The 22,782-nt window shown below is 72.6% G+C and carries 22 protein-coding genes and 2 pseudogenes; 7 read left to right on the plus strand and 17 right to left on the minus strand.

The genetic code is table 11. From position 1 onward, the window contains the following. The first annotated feature begins 15 nt into the window (after window positions 1–15). A complete protein-coding gene (locus LN251_RS01555; protein WP_458242744.1) occupies window positions 16–501 on the plus strand; it encodes a DUF6314 family protein in 486 nt (161 codons plus the stop codon). Here the strand turns inward: LN251_RS01555 and LN251_RS01560 are convergent. The 3 genes from LN251_RS01560 to LN251_RS01570 all read right to left on the minus strand — a co-directional run bounded on the left by LN251_RS01560 (window position 498) and on the right by LN251_RS01570 (window position 3,114). Further along, entirely contained in the window at window positions 498–1,076 is a 579-nt protein-coding gene (locus LN251_RS01560) for a histidine phosphatase family protein (protein ID WP_249836656.1), read from the minus strand. The genes LN251_RS01555 and LN251_RS01560 overlap by 4 nt on opposite strands. A 117-nt stretch (window positions 1,077–1,193) precedes the next feature. Then, window positions 1,194–1,637: a GNAT family N-acetyltransferase gene (locus LN251_RS01565; protein WP_458242745.1), complete on the minus strand. Its 444-nt coding sequence runs from the start codon at window positions 1,635–1,637 to the stop codon at window positions 1,194–1,196. 40 nt (window positions 1,638–1,677) lie between these two features. Next, on the minus strand, window positions 1,678–3,114 hold the full coding sequence (locus LN251_RS01570; protein ID WP_458242746.1) for an aminotransferase-like domain-containing protein: 1,437 nt from the start codon (window positions 3,112–3,114) through the stop codon (window positions 1,678–1,680). On the opposite strand from LN251_RS01570, the gene LN251_RS01575 reads away from it, so the two are divergent. Together LN251_RS01575 and LN251_RS01580 are read left to right on the plus strand one after the other, a co-directional pair. Further along, a complete protein-coding gene (locus tag LN251_RS01575; RefSeq protein ID WP_458242747.1) occupies window positions 3,113–4,048 on the plus strand; it encodes a DMT family transporter in 936 nt (311 codons plus the stop codon). The two genes, LN251_RS01570 and LN251_RS01575, sit on opposite strands and share 2 nt — an antisense overlap. 92 nt (window positions 4,049–4,140) lie before the next feature. Next, window positions 4,141–4,335 (plus strand): DUF1918 domain-containing protein, encoded by a 195-nt coding sequence (locus tag LN251_RS01580; protein WP_458242748.1) that lies wholly within the window; start codon window positions 4,141–4,143, stop codon window positions 4,333–4,335. Between the two features lies 1 nt (window position 4,336). On the opposite strand, the gene LN251_RS01585 is transcribed toward LN251_RS01580, so the two are convergent. Further along, window positions 4,337–5,596, minus strand: a complete 1,260-nt coding sequence (locus LN251_RS01585; RefSeq protein ID WP_458242749.1) for a glycoside hydrolase family 10 protein — start codon at window positions 5,594–5,596, stop codon at window positions 4,337–4,339. Between the two features lie 187 nt (window positions 5,597–5,783). On the opposite strand from LN251_RS01585, the gene LN251_RS01590 reads away from it, so the two are divergent. Next, window positions 5,784–6,644, plus strand: a complete 861-nt coding sequence (locus LN251_RS01590) for a 3-hydroxybutyryl-CoA dehydrogenase (protein ID WP_058926402.1) — start codon at window positions 5,784–5,786, stop codon at window positions 6,642–6,644. A gap of 223 nt (window positions 6,645–6,867) precedes the next feature. Continuing rightward, window positions 6,868–7,125, plus strand: a complete 258-nt coding sequence (locus tag LN251_RS01595; protein ID WP_058926401.1) for a hypothetical protein — start codon at window positions 6,868–6,870, stop codon at window positions 7,123–7,125. A gap of 27 nt (window positions 7,126–7,152) precedes the next feature. Here the strand turns inward: LN251_RS01595 and LN251_RS01600 are convergent, their stop codons facing one another. The 10 genes and pseudogenes from LN251_RS01600 to infC all read right to left on the minus strand — a co-directional run bounded on the left by LN251_RS01600 (window position 7,153) and on the right by infC (window position 18,055). Continuing rightward, window positions 7,153–7,698: an NUDIX hydrolase gene (locus LN251_RS01600; RefSeq protein ID WP_249836650.1), complete on the minus strand. Its 546-nt coding sequence runs from the start codon at window positions 7,696–7,698 to the stop codon at window positions 7,153–7,155. A gap of 75 nt (window positions 7,699–7,773) precedes the next feature. Beyond that, a complete protein-coding gene (locus LN251_RS01605) occupies window positions 7,774–9,114 on the minus strand; it encodes a transcriptional regulator (RefSeq protein ID WP_249836649.1) in 1,341 nt (446 codons plus the stop codon). A gap of 330 nt (window positions 9,115–9,444) precedes the next feature. Next, window positions 9,445–10,510 (minus strand): annotated as a pseudogene (locus LN251_RS01610) (PP2C family protein-serine/threonine phosphatase). A 120-nt stretch (window positions 10,511–10,630) separates the two neighbouring features. Further along, a complete protein-coding gene (gene pheT, locus LN251_RS01615) occupies window positions 10,631–13,141 on the minus strand; it encodes a phenylalanine--tRNA ligase subunit beta (RefSeq protein WP_458242750.1) in 2,511 nt (836 codons plus the stop codon). Then, window positions 13,141–14,262 carry a phenylalanine--tRNA ligase subunit alpha gene (gene pheS, locus LN251_RS01620; RefSeq protein ID WP_458242751.1) on the minus strand — a complete coding sequence of 374 codons (1,122 nt, stop codon included), beginning with the start codon at window positions 14,260–14,262 and terminating at the stop codon, window positions 13,141–13,143. The genes pheT and pheS overlap by 1 nt, the downstream gene beginning before the upstream one ends. A 179-nt stretch (window positions 14,263–14,441) precedes the next feature. Continuing rightward, window positions 14,442–15,578 (minus strand): sensor histidine kinase, encoded by a 1,137-nt coding sequence (locus LN251_RS01625; protein ID WP_058926395.1) that lies wholly within the window; start codon window positions 15,576–15,578, stop codon window positions 14,442–14,444. A 54-nt stretch (window positions 15,579–15,632) separates the two neighbouring features. Further along, a complete protein-coding gene (locus LN251_RS01630) occupies window positions 15,633–16,475 on the minus strand; it encodes a TrmH family RNA methyltransferase (protein ID WP_458242752.1) in 843 nt (280 codons plus the stop codon). Between the two features lie 94 nt (window positions 16,476–16,569). Beyond that, window positions 16,570–16,953, minus strand: a complete 384-nt coding sequence (gene rplT / locus LN251_RS01635) for a 50S ribosomal protein L20 (protein ID WP_004933571.1) — start codon at window positions 16,951–16,953, stop codon at window positions 16,570–16,572. 101 nt (window positions 16,954–17,054) lie between these two features. Further along, entirely contained in the window at window positions 17,055–17,249 is a 195-nt protein-coding gene (gene rpmI / locus LN251_RS01640; protein ID WP_004933563.1) for a 50S ribosomal protein L35, read from the minus strand. A 112-nt stretch (window positions 17,250–17,361) separates the two neighbouring features. Further along, a pseudogene (gene infC, locus LN251_RS01645) lies at window positions 17,362–18,055 on the minus strand (translation initiation factor IF-3). Window positions 18,056–18,404: 349 nt separating this feature from the next. On the opposite strand from infC, the gene LN251_RS01650 reads away from it, so the two are divergent. Further along, entirely contained in the window at window positions 18,405–18,776 is a 372-nt protein-coding gene (locus LN251_RS01650; protein ID WP_351568828.1) for a DUF1844 domain-containing protein, read from the plus strand. A gap of 1 nt (window position 18,777) precedes the next feature. Here LN251_RS01650 and LN251_RS01655 read toward each other — a convergent pair whose 3' ends face one another. Beyond that, the gene (locus LN251_RS01655) at window positions 18,778–19,506 is read right to left on the minus strand and encodes an SseB family protein (protein WP_458242753.1); all 729 of its coding nucleotides are present in this window, start codon (window positions 19,504–19,506) and stop codon (window positions 18,778–18,780) included. 161 nt (window positions 19,507–19,667) lie between these two features. On the opposite strand from LN251_RS01655, the gene LN251_RS01660 reads away from it, so the two are divergent. Continuing rightward, entirely contained in the window at window positions 19,668–20,672 is a 1,005-nt protein-coding gene (locus LN251_RS01660; protein ID WP_458242754.1) for a serine hydrolase, read from the plus strand. 3 nt (window positions 20,673–20,675) lie between these two features. Here the strand turns inward: LN251_RS01660 and mycP are convergent, their stop codons facing one another. After that, entirely contained in the window at window positions 20,676–21,821 is a 1,146-nt protein-coding gene (gene mycP / locus LN251_RS01665; RefSeq protein WP_458243243.1) for a type VII secretion-associated serine protease mycosin, read from the minus strand. A 62-nt stretch (window positions 21,822–21,883) separates the two neighbouring features. Continuing rightward, complete coding sequence (locus LN251_RS01670; protein WP_458242755.1) at window positions 21,884–22,738, minus strand: hypothetical protein; 855 nt, start codon at window positions 22,736–22,738, stop codon at window positions 21,884–21,886. Window positions 22,739–22,782: the final 44 nt, after the last annotated feature.

Here is a 22,782-nt window from a genome sequence, read left to right on the forward strand (position 1 = left end):
CGTAGGGTCGGGGACATGAACGCACCGCCGGACCGGGAGGAAGGCGTGCGGGCGGACTCCTTTTGGCCCGTGCCCGACGTCCTGGCGTATCTCGGCGGGCGCTGGCACGTGACGCGCACGGTGCGGGATCTCGCGGGCGGCGACGAGGGGCGCTTCGAGGGGACGACCGACTTCGGCCCACTGAAGGGCGGCGGACTGCTGCACGTCGAGTCGGGCACGTTCGTCTGGCAGGGCGTCGCGCGCCCCGCCGAACGCACCCTGCGCTTCCTGCCCGGGAGCACGCCGGGAACGGCCGACGTGCGCTTCGCCGACGGCCGCCCCTTCCACGGCCTGGACCTCTCCACCGGCCGCCATGTGGCCGACCATCCCTGCTCGGCGGACCTCTACCGCGGCGAGTTCACCGTTCGCGACGCCGACCGCTGGCGGACCGTGTGGCGGGTGCGGGGTCCCGCGAAGGACCTCGTCCTGGTGACGGAGTACATCCGCGCGGGCGGAGGCTAGGCCGGCACCGCGTCGAAGCGGAGGTTCCAGCGGCCCGCGCTGCCGGTGACGGTGGTCGTCGACAGGGGGCGTACGTCGAGGTTCCAGTACGTCGACGGCGGGGCCTTGAGGGCGTAGACGAGGGCGGCGCGGACGACGGAGGGCTCGGCGACGGCGACGATCCGGCCGCCGTCCTCGACGGGCCGGGTGTCGAGCCAGCCGCCGACCCGGCCGATGAAGGTCAGCAGCGACTCCCCGCCGTGCGGGGCGGAACGCGGGTCGGCGAGCCAGGCGTCCACCGCCTGCGGCTCCCGGGCCATCGCCTCGCCCAGAGTGAGCCCGCGCCAGCGGCCCATGTCGCAGTCGCGCAGGGCGAGCTGCACCAGCGGTGCGTAACCGAGGGCGTCGCCCGTGGCCCGGCTGCGCGGCGTGGGTGAGCAGTAGCGCAGCTCGGCCGCCGCGAGCGGGATCAGCTCGTGGGCGACGCGCTGCACCTCCTCCCAGCCGGCCTGGTCCAGCGGACGGTCGTCCTCGAAGCGCTCGGCGAGCAGCGGGGCGCTGCGAGCGGCGGCGAGGAATGTGACCCTGAGTTGCATGCGGTGATGGTGAATCGTGAAGTATTACTGGTCAAGGGCTGTCGCTCACGAGTCACCGAGGGTGGCCGAAACCTTACCCGTGGGTCAGGATTTGGCGGACAAGTCACCCGAAGCGGCTCAGCCGAACTCGAGCGCCATCCAGATCTCGGGCCGCTCCAGCCCGGCGAAGCCCGCCTTCTCGTAGACGCCGTGCGCGTCGGACGTGGCGAGCAGGACGCGCCGCAGCCCGAAAGGCCGCAGGTGCTCCCGTACGGCCGTCACCATCGCCGTGCCGACGCCCTTGCCGCGCACGGACGGATCGACATAGACGTCGCACAGCCAGGCGAAGGTGGCGCGATCGGTGACGACCCGCGCATAGGCCACCTGATCCCCGGAAACCCTCTCGTACACCCCGAAGTTGAGCGATCCCTCGATCGCGCGCTCCTGCTTCTCCCGCGACCGCCCGATCGCCCAGTACGCGTCGGTGGACAGCCAGCGGTGCACGCGGTCGGTGTCGAGGCGGCCGGGGTCGGTGGAGAGCTCGTAGCCCTCGGGCAGGTCCGGGGTGTCGCTGTCGGTCATGCCGGGATGCTCGCAGGCCCCGGTCACCGCCGTCGAGCGGTTATCCCAGCACCTCCTCGCAGGCGGTGCGCAGCCGGCGCACCCCTTCCGTGATCTCGCCCGCCCCGGCCACCGCCGCGAAGCTCAACCGCACGTGGGCGGCGGGGGGTTCGGCGCTGAAGTAGGGGCGGCCGGGGGTGAGGGCGACGCCGGCGCGCAGGGCGGCCGAGGCGAGGGCGGCCTCCTCGGTCCCGTCGGGGAGGCGGAGCCAGAGGTGGTAGCCGCCGGACGGGACGTGCGGCAGGGCGAGTTCGGGCAGTTCCCGGCGCAGGGCCGCCGTCATGGTGTCGCGGCGTGCCCTCAACTCCGCCGAGACCGCCCGCAGATGGCGGGGCCAGGCCGGTGAGCCGACGAGTTCGAGGGCCGCCTCCTGCAACGGGCGGGGGACGAAGAAGGTGTCCACGACCTGGATGGCGCGCAGCCGTTCCAGGACCGGGCCGTGGGCGGCCAGGGCGCACAGCCGGAAACTCGGCGAGGTCACCTTGGTCAGGGAGCAGACGTGGACGACGACTCCGTCGGGGTCGTCGGCGGCGAGCGGGCTGGGCAGCGGCCCGGCGTCCTCGTGCACGAGCCGCCGTACGAAGTCGTCCTCGACGACGAAGGCGCCCGCCGCACGCGCGATGCGCAGCACCTCCCCGCGCCGCTCGGGGGCGAGCACGGCGCCGGTCGGGTTCTGGAACAGGGGCTGGCACACGAAGACCCGGGCGCCGGTGGCCCGGAAGGCGTCGGCGAGCAGCGACGGCCGGACGCCGTCGGCGTCCACCGGGACCGGGACGGGACGCAGTCCCGCCGCCCGCGCGATGGCCAGCATGCCGGGATAGGTGGGCGATTCGACGAGCACCGGCGCGCCGGGCGGGGCGAGTGCGCGCAGGGCGGTGGTCAGCGCGGACTGGCCGCCGGCGGCGATCTGCACCCCGGCCGCGGTGACCCCGCCGCCGATGCTGCGCGCGAACCACTCCCGCAGTTCCTCCAGCCCCTCCATCGGCGGCCGCCCCCAGGCCCCGGGGCGGCGGCCGGCCCGGGACAGGGCGGCCGCCATCGCCCGCTCCGGCTGCAGCGAGGGATGCAGATAGCCGCCGTTGAACTCGATGACGCCGGGCGGCGGGGCGGCGAGCGAGACGACCACGCCGGAGGCGTCGACCGTGCGCGGGACGAGGTCGCCGGCGCCGTCGGCGCTCAGCGCGACCTCCTGCCAGGAGGTGTCGCCGACGGGCGCTCCGGCGGCGCGCGGCGCGGCCCGGAAGGAGCCCGCCCCCGGCCGGGTCACCACCAGGCCCTCGGCGGCCAGCTGGGCCAGGGCGCGCGAGACGGTCACCGGGCTGACCCGGAACCGCTCGACCAGGACCCGACTCGACGGCAGCTTTCCACCGGGTGAGTAGCGGTTCAGCTCTTGTTTCAGCTGTTCCGCCAGCTCAGCCACACTGCTACGCTGTTGCATGAGAGCACAGAGTAGCGCTACTACGGCGACCACGATAGCGGTCAGCGCCCGCACCCCCGATCCGGCGGCACCGGCGGACCGGCGCTCCGGCACCCTGCAGGCCGCGCTCGGTGTCACCGCCTTCTCCCTCACCTTCCCCGCCACAGCCTGGGGGCTGGAGGGCTTCGGGCCGTGGTCGCTGGTCGCCGTGCGCAGCGTGCTCGCCGCGGTCATCGCCGGGGGCTGTCTGCTGGCACTGCGGGTACCGGTACCGCACCGCCGGCACTGGGCGGGCCTCGCGGTCGTCGCCGCCGGTGTCGTCCTCGGCTTCCCGCTGCTGACGACGCTGGCCCTGCGCACCTCGACCACCGCGCACGCCGCGGTCGTGGTCGGCCTGCTGCCGCTGACGACCGCGCTGCTGTCGGCCCTGCGCATGGGCCACCGCCCCTCGCGCACGTTCTGGGCGGCGGCCCTCGCGGGCGCGGCCGCGGTCGTCGCGTTCACCGTGCAGCAGAGCGGCGGGGCGCTGACGGCCGCCGACCTGTACCTGTTCGCGGCGCTGCTGGTGTGCGCGGCCGGCTACACCGAGGGCGGCCGGTTGGCGCGGGTCATGCCGGGCTGGCAGGTCATCGGCTGGGCGCTGGTGCTGTGCCTGCCGCTGTCCGTGCCGGCCGCGGCGCTCGCGCTGTCGTACGAACCCGTTCGCCTGACCGGGCACGCCGTGGCGGGACTGCTGTGGGTGGCGGCGGGCTCGCAGTTCCTCGGGCTGGTCGTCTGGTACCGCGGCATGGCGGCCATCGGCATCCCGAAGGCCAGCCAGTTGCAGCTGGGCCAGCCCCTGCTCACACTGGTGTGGTCGGTGCTGCTGCTCGGCGAGCACCTGACGGTGGCCGCCCCGCTGACGGCCGCGGCGGTGCTGGTGTGCATCGCGGTGACCCAGCGGGCCCGGGGCTGAGGGGCCCAACGGCCCCCTTCCCACCGCCGTTCGGCGCCGTAGACTCAGGGCCACGGACCGCTTCTCCCCCACTTGCTGAGGAGGCACCGAAGATGCGTGCAACCGTGGGCGACCAGCTTGTCCAGCACGGCAGGGTGGTAGGCCAACAGGACAAGGTCGGCGAGATCGTCGAAGTCATGGGCCAGGAGGGCACCCCTCCGTACCGCGTCCGCTTCCAGGACGGGCACACGGGCATCTGCTCACCGGGCCCCGACACCGAGATCCGGCACAGGGAAACACAGGCGTGATTCAGCGCGGGGGCCTCGCCGGCCGCTGGTAGTGGTCGGCGACCACCCTCGCCATCGCGCCGATCGGGTCCGCCGCCACGTCCCTGGCGGCGAAGTACACGTGCCCGCGCACCTCCGGGTGGTCCGCGCCCAGGGTGAGGTGCCGGGACAGTTCGGCGGGGTCCTGCCAGGCCGCGGACTGTGCCGGGTCGCCGGCCTTGTACAGGGCCTCACCGATGTACAGCCTGGTCGCGGTGCCCTTCGCCACCTCCGCCCACCAGGGCAGCAGCTCGGCGTAGTCGGCGGCGGCGAAGCCGATGTTCCAGTAGATCTGCGGGCAGATGTAGTCGATCCAGTTCTTCCGCACCCACTTGCGGGTGTCCGCGCACAGGTCGTCGTACGTCTGCACACCGGCCCTGGTGTCCGAACCGCGGGAGTCGGTGGCCGCGTTGCGCCACACGCCGAACGGGCTGATGCCGAACTGCGCGGCCGGGCGGATCCGCTTGATGCCGGCCGCCGTCTCGCGCACCAGCTTGTCGATGTTGTCCCGGCGCCAGTCGGCGCGGCTCGCGAAGCCGCCGCCGTAGCGGTCGTAGGCCGCGTCGTCGTCGAAGGTCTGGCCGGCCACCGGGTAGGGATAGAAGTAGTCGTCGAAGTGGACGGCGTCGAGGGGGTACTTGCGCACCGCGTCGAGGATCGCCTTCTCCACGAAGGCGCGGACCTCGGGCAGGCCGGGGTTGTAGTACATCTTCCCGCCGTACGTCACCACCCAGTCCGGGTGCACGCGCGCGGGGTGCGTGGCGACGAGCCTTCCCGGATCGGTGTGGTTGGCGATGCGGTACGGGTTGAACCAGGCGTGCAGTTCCAGGCCGCGGGCGTGGGCCTGCTCGACGGCCGTGCCCAGCGGGTCCCAGCCCGGGGCGCCGCCCTGGGTGCCGGTGAGCACCTGCGACCAGGGCTCGTACGGCGAGGGCCACAGCGCGTCGGCCGTCGGGCGCACCTGGAAGATCACGGTGTTGAGGCGGTCCTGCACCGCGCGGTCGAGGATCGCGACGAGTTCGGCGCGCTGCCGGTCGGCCGTCAGCCCCGGTTTCGAGGGCCAGTCGCGGTTGGTCACGGTCGCCACCCACACGCCCCGCATCTCGCGCGCGGCCCGCCGGCGCTTCGGCTCGCCGCCCGCCGTCGCCGCACCCGCCGCCGCGGCACCGCCTCCCGCGGCGAGAGCCGACAGGGCGGTCACCGCGAACACCCGCCGTGACAGACCGGACCTACGGTGCAGCATTCCCCGACCTCCGTGTGCCGATGAGCGAGTCCCGGCGCGATTGTCGACCCGGGCACCCTCCGGCGTCAGCCTGCCACGCGGTACCCGAACGATCGATCAACGATCGCCGGAGGTAACGTGCAGGTTTGGAGCAGGCGCCGAACCAGCGGGTAACCTGCCCGATTCGTAGATCAGCGAAGGGGACGATGTGACCGACATCGAGCGCGTCGGAGTGGTCGGCTGCGGCCAGATGGGAGCGGGCATCGCCGAAGTGTGCGCCCGGTCCGGCCTGGACGTGAAGGTCGCCGAGACCACCGGCGAGGCCCTGGAGATCGGCCGGACCCGGCTGTTCAACTCCCTGGGCAAGGCGGCCGAGCGCGGCAAGATCAGCGAGGAGGAGCGGGACGCGACCCAGGCGCGGCTGAGCTTCACCACGGACCTCGGCGAGTTCGCCGACCGTGACCTGGTGATCGAGGCCGTCGTCGAGAACGAGCAGGTCAAGACCGAGATCTTCCAGGTCCTCGACCAGGTGGTGACCCGGCCGGACGCCATCCTGGCCTCCAACACCTCCTCCATCCCGCTGGTGAAGCTCGCGGTCGCCACCTCGCGCCCGGACCACATCGTCGGCATCCACTTCTTCAACCCGGCCCCGGTGCAGAAGCTGGTCGAGCTGATCCCGGCGCTCACCACCTCCGAGGGCACCCTCAGCCGCGCCCAGGTCTTCGCCGAGAAGGTGCTCGGCAAGCACGCGATCCGCGCCCAGGACCGCTCCGGCTTCGTCGTCAACGCCCTGCTGGTGCCCTACCTGCTCTCCGCGATCCGCATGTTCGAGTCGGGCATAGCGGGCCGTGACGACATCGACAACGGCATGGAGATGGGCTGCGCCCACCCGATGGGCCCGCTGAAGCTGTCCGACCTGATCGGTCTGGACACCATCGCCTCCATCGCGAGCTCGATGTACGAGGAGTACAAGGAGCCGCTCTACGCCGCTCCCCCGCTGCTCCAGCGCATGGTCGACGCCGGCCGGCTCGGCCGGAAGACCGGCTCGGGCTTCTACACCTACGACTGACGGCCGTCCCCTGCGTGCACAGTGCCCCTTCCAGGGTGCCGGTGACACAGTGCGACGGTCGCGGGCCCGGCACTCCGCGGAGTGCCGGGCCCGCGCCATTCACACACCGTGTGCGCGCCGGGCCCGCATATGCCGCGCGCACACGCTCCCCTCGCGCCCACCAGGCGAGTTGACTCTTCATGCGCATGCAAGGGATGTGACGACTACGGAAAGGAGCGGACTCGTGACCGCCGACCCCGAGCATCCCGTGGTCCATGGAGAACTCGCAGAGTTACGCCGTCGGCTCGATGTCGCCTACGCGCGTGTCGAGGGAGGACTGGCCCTGCTCAACCATCGCACCGAGGAGACCGACAAGGAGATCGACGACCTGAGCGCACGGATCATCGCACTGGAACACGCCCGCTGGCCGCTGCCGGCGATCGCGACGCTGACCGCGGTGGGGGCGCTCGTGGCGACGATATGGCAGGCCCTGGGCCACTGAAGGCGGGACCAGGACGCGGGTGGGGGCTCAGGGTGTGGCGTCCTGCCCCAGCCTGAGGTGATGCAGGAGCAGTAACGCGGCCGCCATGTTGGCGGCCGGGACCTCCCCGCGGGCGACCATGTCGGGGACGAGCTTGAGGGAGACCCATTCCCGGCGGTCCGACTCGAAGTCGTCCACGGGGGGCCCGACGTACTCACCCTCGTCCGACCAGTAGATGTGGTGCCGGGCGTCGGTGAGGCCGTTGGACGGCTCCACGCTCATGAGGTGGTGCAGGGGTCCCGGCCGCCAGCCGGTCTCCTCCTCCAGTTCCCTGGCGGCCGCGTGGACGACGTCCTCGCCGTCCTCGACGACGCCCGCCGCGAGTTCCCACCCCCAGCTGTCGGTGATGAAGCGGTGGCGCCACAGGAGGAGGACCTCGTTGGCCTCGTTGACCACCGTGGCCACGGCAACGGGCCGCAGCCGTATGAGGAAGTGATCGAGATGCCGGCCGTCCGGCAGTTCGACATCCGCGAGGTTGACGCTGAACCAGCGGTTTGAGTACACAGTTTGTTCGTTCTGTTTCGTCCACTGCACGGTTCTGCCACCTTCCGTCGAGTAAGTGGCAATATCGCAGCAGGGACTGTGGCGCGGCGGTGCTCGGCGACCGGTCTACAGAGGGACGCGCAGGGCCCCGTCGATGAGTTCGGCGGCCTCGGCGGTGCCCGCGCAGCCGCTGCGCACCAGGTGTTCGCGCACCGCCCGGAGTCTGTCGCGCAGCCGCTGCGACTCCATCCCGCGCGCCTGCTCGGCCATCTGCACCGCGATGGCCACCGCGTTGTCGGCGTTGCCGCGGCGCAGTTCGATCGTGCTCAGCATCGCGAGCCGGTGTACGCGCCCCCGGTCGTGCGCCGGGTTGTCCACGGCGGCCGCCGCGTGCTCCCCCGCCGCCACGAGCTCACCGAGGCTGAGCAGCGCCTCCGCCACCTGGACGTTGACCAGACCGGGCTGGACATAGCCGGTCTCGTCGGGCTCGTACCCGCGCCGGATGCGTTCGGCGGCCTGCTCGGCACGCCGGATGCAGGACAGGGCGGTCGTGCCGTCGCCGAGGTGGGCGTACGCCTTCGCCTGCATCGCGTACAGGTCGCAGGCCAGGGCGGGCGTGATGTGCTTGCCCGCGGCGCGCAGCGCGGCCTCCGCGAAGGCGACGGCCTGCCGGTACTCCCGCATGAACAGGGACTGGTTGACCAGCAGGGCGATCACATAGGCGCCCAGTCCCCGGTCCCCGCTCGCCTTCGCCAGCCGCAGGGCCTGGTGGAAGTAGCGCTGGGCGAGGCCGTGGGCGTCGGAGTCGTAGGCGCAGATGCCGGCGATCGCCACCAACCCGCCCGTGGCACGGTGCAGTTGACGGCCCGTCGCGTCGGTGTAGCTGCCCCGCAGCAGCGGCGCGGCCTCGGCGTTGAGGAACCCCACGATCCGGGTGCGGGTCGCTATGCCGCCCGCCTTGCGGTACATCTGCTCGTAGTGGGTGCGGGCGGCGCGCAGCATCTCGAGGTCGGCGGGCGTCACCCGGTGCCTGCCCCCGCGCGACACGTCGACGTCCTCGGGCGGGTTCTCCCACTCCCACACCGGCATGACCGCGGGCGTGCCCGTCACCGCGGGCGCGCCCAGGATGTGCGGGCGCTGCTGCTCGTCGGAACGCCACAGCGCGGTGGCACGCTCGACGAAGCCGGACAGGGACGTGCCGTGCGGGGCCGACGGCTCCCCCGGCACGCCCAGGCCGATGTCGTCGAGGGTGACGGGGCGGTGCAGCCGGACCGCCAGGACCTCGCAGATGAGGTCGGGCACCTGACCGCGCGGCCGCTGGCCCTTCAACCACCGCGCCACGGCGGTGTGTTCGTACCGCAGGGCGAGACCGCGTGCGCGCCCCGCCTGATTGACGTGCGCGGCCAGCCCCGCGTGCGAGATCCCCGCCTCGTCCAGGATCGCGTCGAGCAGAGTGTTGGGCTGCATGGGTGCCCCCCGGGAGCCTCGGTGCCGACAGAGTAGTGGGAGCGCCTTCACACGGGGTGTGAACGGAGTACAAGAATCCGCAGGGTGCGCGCACTGTCGCGGAGAGTTTCCAGCCGGTTGACTGAAATGCCTCGCAAGAGGCCGGCCGGGCCGCCGGCTCCCCCTCGTACAGTGCGGCGGCCCGCTTCCGCGCCGTCCACCCCGCTGCCTGCCCGACACTCCGTGGCGGGGGGACGGCGCGCCGGGCCCCGAGCGATGACCGAACCCGCCGAGACCACGCGGGAGCGCCGGGCGCACCGTGGGGGTGCGTGACGGTTCGCGGCCTCGACGTCACGTGAGGCGGTGCGCCCGGTGTCCGACCGGCTCACCGGGAGGTTGTCGTACGACGTGCCGGCGGTCGTTGTGCACGACGAGCAGCGCGACGCCGTCGGCCGGTCTGCCTCTGACGTGCCGCAGGAGTGCGGCGAGGACGGCGCGCAGCACCGACTGCGGGCAGACGGGCCCGGCGCCGGCGGCCTCGGCGAGCACGGCCGGCAGCGGAAAGAACCGACCCCGTCCGTCCCGGGCGTCCTCGACACCGTCGGTGTGCAGGAACAGCGCCTCGCAGGGCAGCAAGCGGCCGCAGCCGACGGCCGGCGGTTCGGCGGGCAGCGGGAACGGCCCGAGGGGAGGCAGCGGTTCGGCCCCGACAGCGGTTCGGCCCGGGCCGGTCCGAGCAGATACGGCCAGGGGTGCCCGCAGTTGAGGACGTGCGCCTCGCCGTCCGGCCGGATCTCCAGCAGCAGTACGGTGACGAACTCCTCGGCGACCGGATGGTCCGGCTCGCCCCCGGCGGAGGGATGCTCCCCGCGCGCCCGCTCGCGCAGATGCCGGGCGAGCGCCCGCTCCAGCCGCCGCAGCACGCGCCCCAGGTCCGGTTCGTCGTGCACGGCTTCGCGGAAACTGCCCAGGACCGCGGCGACCGTGGCGGCGAGGCCGTGCCCGCGCACGTCGCCCATCACGACCCGCGCCCCGTGCTCGGTGGCGATGACCTCGTAGAGGTCTCCGCCGATGACCGCACCGGGATCGGCCGACAGCTGGTTCGCGGCGAGGTTCAGCCGGCGACCCGCGCGGGCAGGGGCCGCACCAGCACCCTCTGCGCCGCACAGGCGACCGCCCCGGCCCCCCGCAACTCCCGCAGCAGCGCCCGCCGGGCCTGCAGGACCAGCCCGGTCCCGACGACGAAGAACACGGCACTGGTGACGATGCGCGCCCGCAGCCCGTTCTGCTGGGCGAGCGGGCGGGCCAGCTTGCAGGTGACGGGCCGTGGCTCCCCGGAGGAGGGGCGGCCCTGGCGGGGAGCAAGCGCTTGCAGAAGAGGCGAGACCTGACCCTGATCATGTCGATGGCCCCCCATAAAGGCCCCGAGAGCACAGACGGACCGGCCTCGAAAGGCCGGTCCGATTGTGTCGAGCGAATGGTCCGATACGACCAGATCACCCGGAGTTGCCACCCGAATGAGGGAAGGGTGTGCCGGCTAGCCCCGCAGGACGGCCCCGGTGCGGTCGCCCGCCACGGCGACCGCCGCGTCCCGGGCCGCGGACGCCTCGTCGACGGTCAGGGTCCGGTCGTCGGCACGGAAGCGCAGCGCGTACGCCAGCGACTTGCGGCCCTCGCCGAGCTGCTCCTCGTTCTCGTACACGTCGAACAGCCGGATGGACTCCAGGAGTTCACCCGCGCCGTCGCGCAGGGCGGCCTCCACCTCGACGGCCGGCACGAACTTGTCGACGACGAGGGCGACGTCCTGCGTGGCCACCGGGAACGTGGAGATGCTCGGCGCCTGGGGCGTGTCGTCGCCGACCCGCTCCAGCGCGTCGAGGTTCAGCTCCACCGCACAGGTCCGCTCGGGCAGCCCGAGCGCCTTGACCACCCGCGGGTGCAGCTCGCCGGCGTGCCCGACGACGATCTCCGCGCCGTCCGCGACGACCGTGAACTCGGCACAGCGACCGGGGTGCCAGGGGCCGTACTGGCCCTTGCGGACCTGCAGCTGCGCACCGGCCTCCCGGGCGACCGCGCGTCCCGCCTCGATGGCGTCGGCCCAGTCGGCGGGGCGGCCCTTGCCCCACCAGCCGGCCTGCTCGCGGGCGCCCGCGAGGACGGCGGCGACGTGCCGCGGCTGCTCCGGCAGCGCGGCGTCGAGCTCGGCGATCTCCTCGTCGGTCGGACGCCGGTCGACGGGCAGGGCGACGGCGACCTTCTGCTCCTCGCGCGGGTGGAACACCAGCCCGGTCTCGAACAGGGCCAGGTCGTGCGAGCCGCGGCCGACGTTGCGCCGCAGGGCACCCAGCAGGCCCGGCAGCAGCGAGGTGCGGAGCGCGGGCTCCTCGTCGCTGAGCGGGTTGGTGAGCTTCACGACCCGGCGCCCCGGGTCGTCGGCCTCCAGCAGCAGTTGGTCGAAGACCTGCTCGCTGAGGAACGGGTAGTTCGGAGCCTCCACGTAGCCCGCGCCGGCCAGCGCGCGGCCGACCCGGCGGTGCAGCCGCTGCCGGTGCGTCAGACCGCGGCCCGACGGGGGCTTGGGCAGCGTCGAGGGCAGGTTCTCGTAGCCCTCCAGGCGGATGACCTCCTCGGCGAGGTCGTTGATCTCCTGGAGGTCGGGGCGCCAGGACGGCACGGTGACGATCAGCTCGTCCTGCCCGTACACGTCGCAGCCGATCTCCTGCAGCCGCCGTACGACCGTCTCCCGACCGTACTCGACGCCCGCCACCTTGTCGGGGTGGTCGGCCGCCACGGCGATGGTGTGCGGCGCGGACGGCGCGACGACCTCGGTGACGCCGGCCTCCGCGGTGCCGCCCGCGAGGAGGACCAGCAGGTCGACCGTGCGCTGCGCGGCAGCGGCGGCGGCCTGCGGGTCCACACCCCGCTCGAAGCGGCGGGAGGCCTCGGAGGACAGCTTGTGGCGGCGGGAGGTACGGGCGATGGAGACCGCGTTGAAGTGCGCGGCCTCGATGACGACGTCGGTCGTGCCCTCGCCCTCCGCGTGGTCGGCGATCTCGGTGTTGGCGCCGCCCATCACGCCCGCGAGCCCGATCGGGCCGCGGTCGTCGGTGATGACGAGGTCCTCGGCGTCCAGCTTGCGCTCGACGCCGTCGAGGGTGACGAGCTTCTCGCCCGGCTCGGCGCGGCGCACGCCGATGGTGCCCTGGACCAGGGTGCGGTCGTAGGCGTGCAGGGGCTGGCCGAGCTCCATCATCACGTAGTTGGTGACGTCGACGGCGAGCGAGATCGGGCGCACGCCGACCTTCTGCAGGCGGCGCTGCAGCCAGATCGGGGAGCGGGCCTCGGGGCTCAGGCCGGTCACCGTGCGGGCGGTGAAGCGGTCGCAGCCGTGCGGGTCGGTGACCTGGACGGGGTAGCCGAAGGCGTTCGGACCGGGCACGTCGATCAGGGCCGGGTCGCGCAGCGGCAGGCCGTAGGCGAGGGCCGTCTCGCGGGCGACGCCGCGGATGGACAGGCAGTCTCCGCGGTTGGCGGTGACGGCGATGTCCAGGACCTCGTCGACGAGTTCGAGCAGCTCGACGGCGTCCTTGCCGACCTCGGTCTCCGGCGGCAGCACGATGATGCCGTGCGTGCCGTCGTCGCCCATGCCCAGCTCGTCGCTGGAGCAGATCATGCCGTGGGAGGTCTTGCCGTAGGTCTTGCGGGCGGCGATGGAGAAGCCGCCGGGCAGGGTGGCGCCGGGCAGGACCACGACGACCTTGTCGCCGACGGCGAAGTTGCGGGCGCCGCAGACGATCTCCTGGGGCTCGCCGGTGCCGTTGGCCCGGCCGACGTCGACCGTGCAGAAGCGGATCGGCTTCTTGAAGCCCTCCAGCTCCTCGATGGTCAGCACCTGGCCGACGACCAGAGGGCCCTTGAGGTCGGCGCCGAGGTGCTCGACGGTCTCCACCTCGAGCCCGGCCGAGACGAGCTTCTCCTGGACGTCACGGCCGGTTTCCGTCGCCGGCAGGTCGACGTACTCCCGCAGCCAAGAAAGCGGGACCCGCATCAGATCTCCATCCCGAACGGCCGGGTGAACCGGACGTCACCCTCGACCATGTCTCGCATGTCCTCGACGTTGTGGCGGAACATCAGCATCCGCTCGATGCCGAACCCGAAGGCGAAGCCGCTGTACTTCTCCGGGTCGACGCCGCAGGCGGTGAGCACCCGCGGGTTGACCATGCCGCAGCCGCCGAGCTCGATCCAGCCCTCGCTGGAACAGGTGCGGCAGGGGCGGTCGGGGTTGCCGACGGACTCGCCGCGGCAGACGTAGCACACCATGTCCATCTCGGCGGACGGCTCGGTGAACGGGAAGAAGTTCGGCCGCAGCCGGGTCTTCATGCCCTCGCCGAACAGCGACTGGACCATGTGGTCCATGGTGCCCTTGAGGTCGGCCATGGTCAGGCCCTCGTCCACGGCGAGCAGCTCGACCTGGCGGAAGACCGGGGTGTGCGTGGCGTCGAGCTCGTCGGTGCGGTACACCACGCCGGGGCAGATCACGTACACCGGCAGCTCGCGGTTGAGCAGCGAGCGGATCTGCACGGGCGAGGTGTGGGTGCGCAGCACGACACCGGACTCGGTGCCGCCCTGCGGGCCCTGCACGAAGAACGTGTCGTGCTCGCCGCGCGCCGGGTGGTCCGGGCCGATGTTGAGGGCGTCGAAGTTGAACCACTCCGCCTCGACCTGCGGGCCCTCGGCGACCTCGTAGCCCATGGCCACGAAGACGTCCTCGATGCGCTCCGACAGGGTGGTCAGCGGGTGCCGGGCGCCGGCCGGTACGCGGTCGTAGGGCAGTGTGACGTCCACCGACTCCTCGACCAGCACCCGGGCGTCCCGCTCGGACTCGAGCTCGGCCTGGCGGGCGGCCAGCGCCTTGTTCACGGCGCCGCGGGCCTGGCCGACGAGCTTGCCGGCGGCGGCCTTGGCGTGCGGGGGCAGGGCGCCGATCTCCCGGTTGGCGAGGGCCAGCGGGGAGGCGCCGCCGGTGTGGGCGACCTTGGCCTCCTGGAGCTTGTCGAGGGAGTCCGCGGCGGCGAAGGCGGCGAACGCCTCGTCCCGCATGCGCTCGATCTCTTCCGGTTTCAACGCCTCGACCTCGACAGGGTCGTACGACTTATTCGGTGCCGACATCTCTTCCCGTGCTTCCGGTTGGCTGGCTGAAGGTCCCCGTCACCGACTCACGCAGAGGTCAGAGGGCCGTCCATGGGACACAAGGGTGCCAAGGGCCGAGTCTAACGGGGTGGAGGGCCGCGCCTGTCCGGGAGCCGCCCTCCGGTGTGCGAATGCGCCCGTGGACCGCTTGCCGGCTCTCAGGTGAGATACGCCGGGGCCGCCACGGGCAACGTAAATCGGAACTCGGCGCCGCCCTGGGGGCCCCGGCCGACGGTGATGGTGCCGCCGTGGGCCTCGACGATGCCCTTGACGATGTAGAGCCCGAGGCCCGTGCCGCCGCGCTTGCTGCCCCGCCAGAAGCGGGTGAAGACGCGGTTCATGGATTCCTCCGGGATGCCGGGCCCCTCGTCGCTCACCGTGACCGACGTGCCGGTGTCCTCGCCCTCACGCGGGGACTCCGTGGCCGTGATGTCGATCGTGACGGTTCCCTCGCCGTGGCGCACGGCATTTTCCAGCAGGTTGCTCAGCACCTGGTCGATCTTGTCGGGGTCGGCCCACAGGGCGGGCAGCGGCTGCTCCAGGCGGAGCAGGAACCGGTCGGCGGGCTGCCCCGCGGCGACGTACGCCTGGATGTGCCGGCCGACGGCCGCCCCGATGTCGACGGGCTGGCGCCGTACCTCCAGCCGCCCGCTGTCGATGCGGGAGATGTCCAGCAGCTCGGCGATGAGCCGGGTGACCCGGTCGGCGTCGGCGTCGACGGTCTCCAGCATCAGCCGCTTCTGGTCGTCGGTGAACCTCGCCCACTTGGCCAGCAGCGTGGCGGTGAAGCCCTTGACCGAGGTCAGCGGCGAGCGCAGTTCGTGGGCGACGGTGGCTATCAGCTCGGCGTGGCTGCGTTCGGTGCGGCGGCGGGCCTCGGTGTCGCGCAGGGAGACGACGACGCGGCGGACGGGCCCGGTGGGTTCGGTGCGCACATAGCGGGCCGACACGAGGACCTCCCGGCCGCCGGGCAGCAGGAGGTTGCGCTCGGGCTGCCGCTGCCGGATGGCGAGTCCGCCGTAGGGGTCGGTCAGCTGCCACCAGCGGCGCCCCTCTAGGTCCTCCAGGGGCAGGGCCTTCTCCAGCCGCTGTCCCAGGGCCTCCTCGGCGGGGACTGCGGTGATCCGTTCGGCGGCGGCGTTGAAGCAGACGACGTGGCCCTGCTCGTCGGCGACGACCAGGCCGTCGGGCAGGTCGTCGGGGTCGATGCCGAGCCCGGTGGGTTCACCGTGCCGGGGCGCGGGCGCGTGCGGCGCGTCCTGTGCTCCCCGTGCCCTGCCCGTGCCGACACTCATCCCCGAAACCCCACCTCTCGACGGCGCAGGTGGCCCCCCGAGCTGGTCACCCTACTAGCTCTCGGTGACGGAGCGGCACCCTCCGGAGGCGCGCTGTGCACGGGCCGACGCATACAGACATACGGCGGCCGCGGTGGCGAGGTTCAGGCTTTCGGCCTTCCCGTGGATCGGGACGCGCACCACGGCGTCCGTGAGGGCGCGGGTCTCCTCCGGCAGCCCCCACGCCTCGTTCCCGAACACCCATGCGGTGGGCCCGCCCATGGTGCCCTTGTCGAGCTCGTCGTCGAGGTCGTCGGTGCCGGCGCCGTCGGCCGCGAGGACGCGGACGCCGATGCGCTTGAGTCCGGCGACGGCCTCGTCGACGGGGACGCCGACGGCCACGGGGAGGTGGAAGAGGGAGCCGACGGAGGCCCGTACGGCCTTGGGGTTGTACAGGTCGACGGAGGCGTCGGTCAGCACGACGGCCTCGGCCCCGGCGGCGTCGGCGCAGCGCAGGACGGTGCCTGCGTTGCCGGGGTCCCGCACGTTGGCGAGCACGGCGACCAGCTTCGGGCGGGCGGCGAGGATCTCCTCGAACGGCGTGTCCAGGAACCGGCAGATCCCCACGAGTCCCTGGGGAGTGACGGTCGTCGAGATGTCGGCGATGACCTGCTCGGAGGCGAGGTGCACCCGGGCGTCCGCGTCCCGGGCCTCGCCCACGATGTCGGCGTACCGCTCGGCGGCCTCGACGGTGGCGAACAGCTCCACCAGCCCGTGCCCTGCGGCCTCCCGCACGGCCTGCGGCCCCTCGGCGAGGAACAGCCGCTCCTTGCCCCGGAAGTTCCGTTTGGCGAGCCGCCGTGCGGCCGACACGCGGGGGGACCGGGGGGAGATCAGCTCGGGGCTGACGGGGGGCATGCGGTGCTCACCTTCGTTTCCACTCAGCACAACGGACCCGCGGGCATCAGCCCGCGGGTCCGTCCAGTCACGTCGGCTCGGGCCGAGCGCGGCGTCAGGCCGCCTTGGGGGCGTTGACGTCGGCGGGCAGCGCCTTCTGGGCGACCTCGACCAGCGCGGCGAACGCGGTGGCGTCGTTGACGGCCAGCTCGGCCAGGATCTTGCGGTCGACCTCGACGTTCGCGGCCTTCAGACCCTGGATGAAGCGGTTGTACGTGATGCCGTTGGCGCGGGCAGCGGCGTTGATGCGCTGGATCCACAGCTGACGGAAGTCGCCCTTGCGCTTCTTGCGGTCGTTGTAGTTGTAGACCAGCGAGTGGGTGACCTGCTCCTTGGCCTTGCGGTACAGGCGCGAACGCTGACCGCGGTAGCCGGAGGCCTGCTCGAGGATCGCCCGGCGCTTCTTGTGGGCGTTGACTGCCCGCTTGACGCGTGCCACTTGTTAACTCCTTGTAGCGGGGCCGTGGGGGGACTCACACGGCCCGGTATCGATGGGGTCCCGGTCCAGACGCGCGGCGCTCAGGTGGAGCGCCGGGCACGTCACTTGCCGAGAAGCTTCTTGATCTTCGCGGCGTCGCCCGGGGCCATCTCGGCGTTGCCGGTGAGGCGACGCGTCACGCGGGACGACTTGTGCTCGAGCAGGTGGCGCTTGCCGGCGCGCTCACGGAGCACCTTGCCGGAGCCGGTGACCTTGAAGCGCTTGCTGGCACCGCTGTGCGACTTGTTCTTCGGCATAGCGCCGTTATCTCCTCGTCGGTGGCGCTCCGGTGCCCGGTCACGAAAACCGGGCACGTCGGAACGTCGCTCTTGTATCGGTTACTGCGTCCTGGGACTCGCGTCCCCGGGATCACGCCTCGGCGGAAGCCTCGGCGGGGTCCTCGGCGGGCGCCTCGGTCTCCACGGCGTTCTCGGTGTCCGCGGCGTTCTGCGACTTGCCGGGGTTGGCCTTCGCTTCTGCCTTGCGGGCTTCCTGCGCCTGGCGAGCCTCGGCCATCGCCTCGGTCTTCTTCTTGTGCGGACCGAGAACCATGATCATGTTGCGGCCGTCCTGCTTCGGGTTCGACTCGACGAAACCGAGGTCCTGGACGTCCTCCGCGAGACGCTGCAGCAGTCGGTAGCCCAGCTCGGGCCGGGACTGCTCGCGACCACGGAACATGATCGTGATCTTGACCTTGTCGCCCTGCTTGAGGAACCGGACGACGTGACCCTTCTTGGTGTCATAGTCGTGCGGGTCGATCTTCGGCCGGAGCTTCATCTCCTTGATGACCGTGTGCGCCTGGTTCTTGCGCGCCTCACGGGCCTTCATGGCCGACTCGTACTTGAACTTCCCGTAGTCCATGAGCTTGCACACGGGCGGACGGGCGGTCGCCGCTACCTCGACGAGGTCGAGGTCGTACTCCTGGGCAAGCTCCAGTGCCTTGGCCAGCGGGACGATGCCCACCTGCTCGCCACTGGGACCGACAAGTCGCACCTCGGGAACGCGAATCCGGTCGTTGATGCGGGGCTCGGCGCTGATGGATCCTCCTCGGTTAGCACCACACGGCCATCTGGCGGACGGCCGCGTTTTGTCTCTTTTCGACAGACCTAACCGCGCCGAAGCACAAAAAATGCCCCGGACGATCACAGGCGGGGCTCCAAATACACTGCCGGAGCACCGACGCGATGATCGCGGGGCGCGCTTTCGGGCGACTCCATCGTCCGTACGGAACGATGGTGGCCGCCTGACCGGGGTGACCCGCCGTCCCGGAGGGCGGTCGGGTGGGAGATCGGAGCCTCCACTTGTGGGCCGGGCACTGGTACTGCTGGCATGTCCGGCCGGTCGTCACACAAGGTTAGCAGCTGTCCGGGGGTGGTGCGAACCGGCGTGCACCGGGCCCTATCGTGTGGGGCATGAGTGACACCCCTCCTGAGTCCCCCGAGTCCCCCGCCGACTTCGACGCCATGACCCGCGACATCGCCGAGGTGCCCGCGGTCGAGGTGATCGTGACGGTCGCCGTCAACCTGATGAGCGCCGCCGCGGTGAAGCTGGGCCTGACCGAGGAGGGCGACAAGTACAAGGACCTGGACGAGGCCCGCAAGCTGGTCGCGGCCCTCGCCGGTCTGCTGGACGCCTCCGCGACGGAGATCAGCTCCTTCCACGCGGCCCCGCTGCGCGACGGCCTGAAGTCGCTGCAGCTGGCCTTCCGCGAGGCCTCGCTCGTGCCCGACGAGCCGGGCCAGGGCCCGGGCGAGAAGTACACGGGCCCGGTCTACGGCAAGTAGGTCAGCGCACGTACAGGGGCTCGCCCGGAGGCGTCGTCCCGGCCGGCAGCAGTGCCAGGTCGAGGCCGCGCACCAGGCGGGCCCTCAGTGTGTCGTCACCGGCGAGCCGCTCGGCGACGGCCCGCGCGGCCTCGGCCGGCGCGGCGGACTCCTCGAGCACGAGGGCCAGGGTGCCGTCGGCCTGCCCGGGCCCGAGGTAGGCGCTGAGCACGGCGGACTCGGCGGCGACCGCGGCCCGTACCGCCTCCCGCACCGCCGGGTCGGCGAGCGGGTCGGTCGTCGTACGGCCCTCGGCGAGCGCGAGCAGGGCCGGTCCCGTCAGCTCGAAGGGCACCGGTCCGGCCATGTCCAGCACCACCGTGTCCGCCTTCTCGTGCGCGGCGGCCTGCAGCGCCTGGTGCAGGGGTACGGCGACGGGGCGCGCCGCGGGGTCCCAGCGGGCCAGCGACTCGGTGGAGGTGAAGGCCGGCAGCGCGGTCCGGTTCCCGGCCTTGAGGGTGGGCACGGCCATGTCGGAGGTCTTCTCGCGGCGCAGCCCGTTCTCGTCCTCCTCGACCTCGCCGAGCACGGCCACGACGGGCACCAGCAGCCGGGCGCCCTTGAGCGCCTCCAGGACCGGTCCCAGCGCGGTGCGGTCCGCGGCCCAGGCGGCGAGCGCGGCGCTCAGCCGGGGGTCGGCGGAGCCGTCGTCGTCGGAGAAGCCGGGGTCGGGAATGTTCTTGTTCGCCACGGTCACCGACCCTATCGGGCGGGTATCGGGGGAATGCTGCTGGGCTTGTGCGGCCCCGGAAACCGGGTGTTCACCGCCTTCACGGCTTTCTCAGATTTCCCTGACGTGGATCTCACGTCCGTCTTACGGCGCGCACAGTCGCCGCCCCGAGCATCGCGGGCATGGAGTCCCCCAGAGCCCGCCGCGGCCGCCGCGCCCGCCCCTCCCGGACCCGTCCGCTGCTCGGCACCGCCCTCGCCGTGGTCGCCGTGGTCGGCTTCACCGCCGCGGGGACGGTGTACGTGAAGGCGCAGGCGCACTCGGGCACGGCCCCCGTATCGTCGCGGGCGTCGGCCTCCTCCTCGGCCACGGCCGACGGGAGGGAATCGGTGGAGACCGTGGCGGAGCCGACGGTGGATCACGACGCGCTGCTCGGCGAGGCGATGGAGTCGCTGAGCGTCGAGGACGGGGCGGCGGTGTCGGTGGCGGTACTGGACCTGGACTCCGGCGAGAGCGCCGCGTACGAGGACGGCGCCTTCGACACGGCGAGCATCGTCAAGGTCGACATCCTCGCGGCACTGCTGCTGCGGGCCCAGGACGAGGACCGCCGTCTGACGGCGGCCGAGAAGGCGTACGCCACCAAGATGATCGAGAACAGCGACAACGCGTCGGCCTCCGCCCTGTGGGACGTCATCGGGCGGGCCGACGGGCTGGACGCGGCGAACAAGAGGTTCGGGCTGACCGGCACCGAGGGCGGTGACGGCGCCCTGTGGGGGCTGACCCGGACCACGGCGGCCGACCAACTCACCCTGCTGCGGCAGGTGTTCGGGGAGGACTCGAAGCTGACCGCCGCCTCGCGGTCGTACCTGCAGGGGCTGATGGGGCGGATCGAGGCCGATCAGCAGTGGGGTGTGTCGGCCGCGGCCGACGGCACGGCCTGGGCGCTGAAGAACGGCTGGCTGCCCCGCAGCACCACCGGACTGTGGGACGTCAACAGCATCGGCCGGGTCACGGCGGGCGGTCGCACGTTCCTGGTCGCCGTACTGTCCGACGGCAACTCGACGCAGGCGAAAGGCATTTCGCTGGTCGAGGCGGCGGCGAGGACGGCGGTGGCGGTGTTCACCGGGGACGGTGACGGTGCGTCGGCATCGGCGTCCCCGTCCGCCGCGGCCACCCCGACCCCGTAGCCTCTAGACGCTCTCGGGGCGGGGGCGGCGGCCGCGCCAGAGCACCACGGCGGCGACGAGCAGGACGCCGCCGAGGCCGCCCGCGAGCGGGGCGGCCCAGTCGCTGGTGTCGTCGCCGGACTCGGCGGCGTCCGGGCCGGGGCCGAAGTACTTGTCGGTGGAGGAGACCGCCCGCAGGTCCTTCGGCTTCAGACGGCCGGCGGCCTTGATCGCGGCGGCCGGGTCGACCATGCCGAAGCCGCGGGAGTCGTCGCGTCCGCCGGCCGGGGCGTCGCGGGCGGTGTCCTCCAGGAGCTGCTTGACCTGGGCCGGGGTCAGGCCCGGGTGGGCCGCCTTGACGAGTGCCACGGCGCCCGAGACGAAGGCCGAGGCCGCGCTGGTGCCCCAGCCTTCGTAGTACTTGTGGTCGGGGTCGGCGATGACGACGTCGTCGCCGGGGGCGCTGACCGTGGCGTACCAGCGGCGGGTGGAGAAGTCCGCGCGGGCGCCGAAGCGGTCCACGGCGGTCGCCGCGATGACACCGGGGTAGGCGGCAGGGTAGGAGACGTGGTCGCCCTTCTTGCCGCCGTTGCCGGCGGAGGCGACGACGGTGACGTTCTTCTTGAGGGCGTACTGGATCGCCTCATCCTCGGCGGGCTCGGGGTGGGCGGAGGCCGAGTCGTCGCCCAGGGAGAGGTTGATGACGTCGGCGCCGTGGTCGGCGGCCCAGCGGATGCCCTCGGCGAGGGCGTTGCCCCGGGTGGAGCGGGCCTTGCCGCGGGCGCTGTCGCCGTCCTCCAGGATCACCCGCACCGGCAGGATCCTGGCCTCGGGGGCGATGCCCATGACGCCGTCGGCGTTGCCGGGGCCGTGTCCGTGGCCGGCGATGATGCCGGCCATCGCGGTCCCGTGCCGGGCCCAGGCGCGGTCCCCCTCCTGCGCCCCGAAGCCGATCATGTCCTTGGTGGCCAGGACGTTGCCGACGAGGTCCGGGTGGTCGGCCTCGACACCGGTGTCCAGGACGGCGACGGTGACGCCCCTGCCCTTGGTGGTCTGCCAGGCCTGCTGGGTGTGCATGGCGTCCAGGGCCCACTCCTGACCGCGTATGCCGTCGGCGTGCGCGGAGGTGGACGGCACCAGCACCAGGGAGCCCGCGAGGAGGAGACCCATGGCTCCGGTACGGCGGTATCCGGTGCGACGGTCTTCGCTACGGCGGTTTCCGGTACGGCGGTTCATGAGGGCTGCTCCGTGGCCGGGCCCGCGATGTCCTTGCGCAGGGCGCGTTCGATGCGGTCGGCGAGGCCCTGCGCCTCGTTGCCGAGGCCGGCCTGGGCGGGGGCCGTGCCGGCGCCGGACTGGGTGGCCTGGTCGGCGGGCTGCGGGGTGTCGACGGTGCGGCCGTCGGCCCAGCCGGAGACGGCGTAGACCACGACGGGGGCGTCTTTGAGGACCGAGATCGTCCACGAGGCGCGCTGTCCGGGGCCGAAGCGGGCGGCGGCCGTGTCCTGCGCCGCGTAGGGGCGGGGCATGAGGTCGGCGCGGTCGCCGAGGCCGTCGTCCTGGAAGCGCTTGGCGAGGGAGGACATGGCGGCCTGGTCGCCCTTGGTGAACAGCAGGCCGACGGTGGTGACGAAGCTCTGGGTGGCGTCGGTGTACGTGGCCCGTACCAGTCGCTCGCAGCCGACGGGCGCGAGCGCCTTGGCGAGCAGCGGGTCGAAGGCGTCCTTGCAGCCGCTGTCCGGGGCGACGGCTATGCGCGTCCAGGTGCGGTCGGCGCCGCCGGGGCCTGCTCCCGTGCCCAGCACGGTCCGCGGGAACAGCCGGTCCACGGGCACGCTGTGCCACAGTCCGCGGGCCGTGACGAACGTGCCCTCGGCGCCGCCGTCCCCGGAGTCGCCGAGCAGCCAGCTCCCGGTCGCGGCACCGCCGATGAGGCCCAGCCCCAGTACGAGGCAGGTGGCGACGGCGAGGGTCCGCGAGCGCACCCGCCCGCCGAGCGGCCGCGGCCGAACCCGCTCGTCGTACCCCTCGGGCTCCCCGAACGACACCACGGGCCGCATGCTCCCGGCCTCCCCGCCGGGGGCCATCGGCGCACTCCACGACAACGCCGGATCAGGAGTCACACTCGCCG

The organism is Streptomyces sp. MAI_2237 (assembly GCF_054189285.1).

Excerpts from the sequence above, each read along its gene's own strand:
- LN251_RS01555 (WP_458242744.1), top strand. The coding sequence starts at position 16 with ATGAACGCACCGCCGGACCGGGAGGAAGGCGTGCGGGCGGACTCCTTT.
- LN251_RS01560 (WP_249836656.1), bottom strand. The coding sequence starts at position 1,076 with ATGCAACTCAGGGTCACATTCCTCGCCGCCGCTCGCAGCGCCCCGCTG.
- LN251_RS01565 (WP_458242745.1), bottom strand. The coding sequence starts at position 1,637 with ATGACCGACAGCGACACCCCGGACCTGCCCGAGGGCTACGAGCTCTCC.
- LN251_RS01575 (WP_458242747.1), top strand. The coding sequence starts at position 3,113 with ATGAGAGCACAGAGTAGCGCTACTACGGCGACCACGATAGCGGTCAGC.
- LN251_RS01570 (WP_458242746.1), bottom strand. The coding sequence starts at position 3,114 with ATGCAACAGCGTAGCAGTGTGGCTGAGCTGGCGGAACAGCTGAAACAA.
- LN251_RS01580 (WP_458242748.1), top strand. The coding sequence starts at position 4,141 with ATGCGTGCAACCGTGGGCGACCAGCTTGTCCAGCACGGCAGGGTGGTA.
- LN251_RS01585 (WP_458242749.1), bottom strand. The coding sequence starts at position 5,596 with ATGCTGCACCGTAGGTCCGGTCTGTCACGGCGGGTGTTCGCGGTGACC.
- LN251_RS01605 (WP_249836649.1), bottom strand. The coding sequence starts at position 9,114 with ATGCAGCCCAACACTCTGCTCGACGCGATCCTGGACGAGGCGGGGATC.
- pheT (WP_458242750.1), bottom strand. The coding sequence starts at position 13,141 with ATGCGGGTCCCGCTTTCTTGGCTGCGGGAGTACGTCGACCTGCCGGCG.
- pheS (WP_458242751.1), bottom strand. The coding sequence starts at position 14,262 with ATGTCGGCACCGAATAAGTCGTACGACCCTGTCGAGGTCGAGGCGTTG.
- LN251_RS01625 (WP_058926395.1), bottom strand. The coding sequence starts at position 15,578 with ATGAGTGTCGGCACGGGCAGGGCACGGGGAGCACAGGACGCGCCGCAC.
- LN251_RS01630 (WP_458242752.1), bottom strand. The coding sequence starts at position 16,475 with ATGCCCCCCGTCAGCCCCGAGCTGATCTCCCCCCGGTCCCCCCGCGTG.
- rpmI (WP_004933563.1), bottom strand. The coding sequence starts at position 17,249 with ATGCCGAAGAACAAGTCGCACAGCGGTGCCAGCAAGCGCTTCAAGGTC.
- LN251_RS01650 (WP_351568828.1), top strand. The coding sequence starts at position 18,405 with ATGAGTGACACCCCTCCTGAGTCCCCCGAGTCCCCCGCCGACTTCGAC.
- LN251_RS01660 (WP_458242754.1), top strand. The coding sequence starts at position 19,668 with ATGGAGTCCCCCAGAGCCCGCCGCGGCCGCCGCGCCCGCCCCTCCCGG.
- mycP (WP_458243243.1), bottom strand. The coding sequence starts at position 21,821 with ATGGGTCTCCTCCTCGCGGGCTCCCTGGTGCTGGTGCCGTCCACCTCC.
- LN251_RS01670 (WP_458242755.1), bottom strand. The coding sequence starts at position 22,738 with ATGGCCCCCGGCGGGGAGGCCGGGAGCATGCGGCCCGTGGTGTCGTTC.